Source organism: Hydrogenophaga sp. FW305-3-2-15-A-LB1, from assembly GCF_058787875.1.
Genome location: NZ_JBYTAE010000162.1, coordinates 1 through 3,701 on the forward strand (window position 1 = coordinate 1; position 3,701 = coordinate 3,701).

The 3,701-nt window shown below is 71.4% G+C and carries 3 protein-coding genes; 2 read left to right on the plus strand and 1 reads right to left on the minus strand.

The window, feature by feature from the left end; all coding sequences use genetic code 11:
• The first annotated feature begins 111 nt into the window (after nucleotides 1-111).
• Both AC3WPZ_RS27680 and AC3WPZ_RS27685 read left to right on the plus strand, forming a co-directional pair.
• On the plus strand, nucleotides 112-1,326 hold the full coding sequence (locus tag AC3WPZ_RS27680) for a multidrug effflux MFS transporter (protein ID WP_444686597.1): 1,215 nt from the start codon (nucleotides 112-114) through the stop codon (nucleotides 1,324-1,326).
• Nucleotides 1,323-2,708: an MFS transporter gene (locus AC3WPZ_RS27685; RefSeq protein ID WP_444686596.1), complete on the plus strand. Its 1,386-nt coding sequence runs from the start codon at nucleotides 1,323-1,325 to the stop codon at nucleotides 2,706-2,708. Before AC3WPZ_RS27680 ends, AC3WPZ_RS27685 begins: the two co-directional genes overlap by 4 nt.
• Here AC3WPZ_RS27685 and AC3WPZ_RS27690 read toward each other — a convergent pair.
• Nucleotides 2,682-3,701 (minus strand): DUF72 domain-containing protein (locus AC3WPZ_RS27690; RefSeq protein ID WP_492442558.1); only part of this gene is annotated, 1,020 nt, incomplete at its 5' end. The two genes, AC3WPZ_RS27685 and AC3WPZ_RS27690, sit on opposite strands and share 27 nt — an antisense overlap.

Below are 3,701 nucleotides of genomic sequence, written 5' to 3' on the forward strand. Positions count from 1 at the left end.
GGGGAAAGTAGGGGGGTGGGATGCGAAATTGTGACGCACCTGGACCGCCCTTACACCAGAACGGTCCAACCGTGCCCCGGCAAAGCCTTCGCGCCCTGGCGACAATAGGGGATGTTCTTCACCCGTTATCTCAAGATGGCCCTGATTCTGGGCCTGCTCTCCGCCATCGGCCCCTTCGCCATCGACATGTACCTGCCCGCGCTGCCCGACATCGGGAGCAGCCTGGGCGCCGAGGTCGGTGCCGTGCAGTTCAGCCTGACCGCGTTTTTCCTGTCCCTGGGCGTGGGACAGCTGCTCTACGGCCCGGTGTCCGACATGGTGGGCCGCAAGCCGCCGCTGTACTTCGGCCTGGGCCTGTTCACCCTGGCCAGCATCGGCTGCGCGCTGGCCACCGACATCCAGACCCTGGTGGCGCTGCGCTTCCTGCAGGGCCTGGGCGCGGCCGCCGGCATGGCGATCCCGCGCGCCGTGGTGCGCGACCTGCACACCGGCGCCGATGCCGCGCGCCTGATGTCGCTGCTGATGCTGGTGTTCAGCGTCTCGCCCATCCTGGCCCCGCTGGCGGGCAGCGGCGTGATCGCGCTGACCGGCTGGCGCGGCGTGTTCTGGGCCGTGGCCCTGGCTTCCGTGGCCGGGCTGGCCCTGGTCTACGGCACGCTGCAGGAGACCCGCACCGAAGCCGAGCGCGTGGAAAGCAGCCTGGGCAGCGCCCTGCGCGCCTACGCCTTGCTGCTGCGCGACTGGCACTACCTGGGCCTGGTGGGCATCGGCGCCACGGCCATGGCCGGGTTTTTCGTCTACCTGGCCGGCTCGCCCTTCGTGCTGATCAACCACTACGGCCTTACGCCCACGCAGTACAGCCTGGCGTTCTCGCTGAACGCCATCGCCTTCATCGGCGCCTCGCAGTTCACCGGCGTGCTCGGCCAGCGCTTCGGCCTGGTGCGGCTGGTGAAGGTGGCGGCCACCGCCTCGGGCCTGACCATGGCGCTGATGCTGGCCTACTACCTCGCGGGCGGCGACCAGCTCGTGGTGCTGATCATTCTGTATTTCATCGCCAGCGCCTTCATGGGCCTGGTCATTCCCACCACCTCGGTGCTCGCGCTGGAGAAACACGGCGCCATCGCCGGCACCGCCTCGGCGCTGCTGGGCACCCTGCAGATGCTGGGCGGCGCGGCCGCCATGGGCATCGTGAGCCTGTTCGCCACCGGCAAGCCCCTGCCCATGGTGGTGGGCATGGCCACGGGCGCGCTGATCGGCGTGGCGTTGACCTGGATCACGCTCTCGGGCGACCCCACGAGGCACCTGGCCGCCGAGGCGCGCGGGTGACGGCGCAGGACGGTCTGCCGTCTCCCCAGCGCGGCAAGGCCGTGCTGGTGATCGTGCTCGGCATCGCCATGTCGGTGATGGACGGCAGCATCGTCAACCTCGCGTTGCCCGGCATCGCGCGCCAGCTCCAGGCCGAGGCCTCGCAGGCGATCTGGGTGGTCAATGCCTACCAGATCGCTTCGCTGGTGATGCTGCTGCCCCTGGCCGCGCTGGGCGACCGGCTGGGCTACCGCCGCGTCTACCTGGTGGGCATGCTGCTGTTCGTGCTGTCCTCGGTGGCCGCCATGCTGGCGGATTCGCTGGCCATGCTCACCGCCGCGCGGGCGCTGCAGGGGCTGGGCGCGGCCGGCATCATGAGCGTGAACACCGCGCTCGTGCGCCTGGTCTACCCGAGTTCGCGCCTGGGGCGCGGCATCGCGCTCAATTCGATGGTGGTGGCCACCTCCACCATGGCCGGCCCGGCGGTGGCGGCGGCCATCCTGTCGGTGGCGTCGTGGCCCTGGCTGTTCGCGTTGAACCTGCCGCTGGGCCTGCTCACGCTGTGGATGGGGCGGCGCGCGCTGCCCTACAATCCCACGCGCGCCGAGGCCGCGCCCCAGTTCTCGCTGATCGACGTGGCGCTCAACGTGCTCATGTTCACGCTGGTCTTCGTCGGCGCCGATTACCTGGGTGTGCGCAGTGGCGCGGCGCACAGCGCCCCGGTGCTGGGCTGGGCCTTGCTGGCCGCCGGGGTGGCGGTGGGGGTGGTCTACCTGCGCCGCCAGCGGCGGCTGACGGCGCCCCTGTTCCCGCTGGATTTGCTGCGCATTCCCGTGTTCGCGCTGTCCATGGGCTCGTCGCTCGGGGCCTTCTGCGCACAGATGCTGGCCTTCCTCAGCCTGCCGTTCCTGCTGCTGGAAGTGCAGGGCCGCTCGCACATGGATGCGGGCCTGATCATGACGGCCTGGCCGCTGGCCACCGTGGTCGTGGCGCCGATCGCGGGCCGCCTGATCGGCCGTTACCCTGCCGGCTGGCTGGGCGGCATCGGCATGGTGGTGTTCGCCACCGGCCTGCTGCTGGTGGGCTTGCGGCCCGATCACGCCACCAGCTTCGAGATGGGCTGGCGCCTGGCCTTGTGCGGCGCGGGTTTCGCGCTGTTCCAGTCGCCCAACAACCACACCATCGTGACCACCGCGCCAGTGCACCGCAGCGGCGCGGCCAGCGGCATGCTGGGCACGGCGCGGCTCACGGGGCAGACGCTGGGCGCGGTGATCCTGGCGGCGATCTTCGCGATCTGGAACCAGCACGACGGCCGGGCCGAGACGATCGCGCTGTGCCTGGCGGCGGGCTGCGCGCTGCTGGCCGGGCTGAGCAGCTCACTTCGGGTGAGGGCCACCCGCTAGTCCTTCGGCCAGGGCCCGCACCGACAGCGGCGCGCAGCCCTCGGCCTTGTTGCTGATGGTGACAAAGACGTTCTGGCCGGCGCCCGCGATGCCCGCCATGGTGCGCACCAGCAGCTCGCGCGTGTCCTGGTCCACGTCGTGGATGCGGTCGTAGGGGCTGTACTCGCGCTGGGCGTCTTCGTAACCGTAGGCGCCGTGCAGCGGGTTGAGGTTCCAGCGGCAGACCATGGGGCCGGGCCAGAGCGCCCGCAGCAGGGGCAACTGGTCGCGCAGGCGCGGCATCTTGGCGTGCAGGCACAGGCACCAGGTGGCACCGGCCTCGCGCAGCACGGCGGCCAGCTCGTGCACGAAGGGTTCGTCCAGCCACTGCGGGTCGCGCACCTCCACGGCCAGCACGCCGTCGGGCGCGGTGGGCGCCAGCGGCGGCTGGGCCAGCAGGAGCTTGCGCAGGCGTTGCAGCACCAGCGGCAGGTTGTGCAGCAGGTGCCGGGGCAGGGGGCTGAGCTGGAACACCAGCGCGCCGACCTTGTGGCCCAGGCCCGCGAGCGCGGGCGCCACGAAGTCCTGCGTCGCCAGCGCCGGGTCGAGGAACGCCGGGTTGGGCTGCACGCCCCGGCCGTCCTCGCCGCGCACCAGCGCGTCGGTCACGTGGCTGGGCGCTTTCACCACGAAGCGGAAGTCGTCCGGCACCTGGGCGGCGTAGCGCGCGTACTGGTCCTGTGTGAGCGGGCGGTAGAAGCTGCGGTCCACGCTGACCGAGCGCATCAGCGGGTGCTGGCCGTAAGCGCGCAGGCCTTCTTTCGACAACAGGGCGTCGGGGTATTCGGTGTCCCACACCAGGCCGGCCCAACCGGGGTAGGTCCAGGACGAGCTGCCCAGCCGCACGCGCGCGGGCAGGGCGGCAGCCAGCGCCTGCAGCACCGGATCGGGCGGCGCGGGATTCACCCGGGCCAGGCTTTTGCGCGCGGCCGGGGCGGGTGAGGGCGCCGGGGG